Source organism: Pseudonocardia lutea, from assembly GCF_042658055.1.
Classification (GTDB): Bacteria; Actinomycetota; Actinomycetes; order Mycobacteriales; family Pseudonocardiaceae; genus Pseudonocardia; species Pseudonocardia lutea.
Window position 1 is genome coordinate 1 of the sequence record NZ_JBHSQK010000144.1, and the last position, 1113, is coordinate 1113.

General features: G+C 71.3%; 1 protein-coding gene. It reads left to right on the plus strand.

The window, feature by feature from the left end; genetic code table 11:
* The first annotated feature begins 118 nt into the window (after positions 1–118).
* Positions 119–1084, plus strand: a complete 966-nt coding sequence (locus ACFQH9_RS32045; RefSeq protein ID WP_379572215.1) for an IS481 family transposase — start codon at positions 119–121, stop codon at positions 1082–1084.
* Positions 1085–1113 lie beyond the last annotated feature (29 nt).

Here is a 1113-nt window from a genome sequence, read left to right on the forward strand (position 1 = left end):
TGTGGTGACCCGAGACGTTGTTGACAGGGCCGCGGGCGTGTCGGGTTGATCGAAGGGAGGACCTCCGGGCGAAGTGGGTGTGTCTGACGCACTCACCTCGAAACACCGGAGGTCCTCGGTGGCACACGCTAATGCCCGCACGACCGTCTACGCCCGGCGGCTGATCGTGGAACGGTTCCTGGCCGGCTGGCCCGCTGCCCGGATCGCCGAGCAGCTGGGGATCTCCCGGGCCACGGTCTACAAGTGGATCAACCGGTACCGAGCCGAGGGCTGGGCCGGGCTGGCCGACCGCTCCTCACGTCCGCACCGCAGCCCCACTCGCACCTCGGCCGAGGTGGAGGACCGGGTCCTGGCGCTACGCGCCGCCGCCCGGCGCGGGCCGGTGTTCCTGGCTCGTGAGCTCGGGCTGGTCGCCTCGACGGTGGGGCGGATCCTGCGCCGCCACCACGTTCCGGCGTTGCGCACGATCGACCCGATCACCGGCACCCCGCTGCGCCGTCAGCACTCCGGGCGCCGCTACGAGCACGCCCGCCCCGGCGAACTGCTCCATGTCGATGTGAAGAAGCTCGGTCGGGTTCCCGACGGCGGCGGATGGCGCCTGCACGGTCGCCGCGAGCAGGTCCGCGGCCGCAAGATCCACGGCCGCGGGATCGGCTACGACTTCCTGCACGTCGCCGTGGACGACCACTCCCGGCTGGCCTACGTCGAGGCCCTGCCCGACGAACGCGACCCCACCAGCGCCGGGTTCCTGCGCCGCGCCGTGGCCTGGTTCGCCGCCCACGGCGTGGTCGTCGAGCGGGTCCTCACCGACAACGCCAAGGTCTACCGGGTCGGCCGGCACTGGACCGCGGCCTGCGCGCAGCTGGGCATCAGACGCCGCTTCACCCGCCCGCATTGCCCATGGACCAACGGAAAGGCCGAGCGGTTCAACCGGACCCTGCTCGATGAGTTCGCCTACGCCCGCCCCTGGCTGTCCAACGCCGACCGGCTCACCGCGCTCGACAGTTGGGTCCACGCCTACAACACTCGACGAGCCCACACCGCCATCGGCGGCCACCCACCCATCACCCGACTCGCCAGCTGAGCCGGTCAACAACCTGCTGAGTCACCACA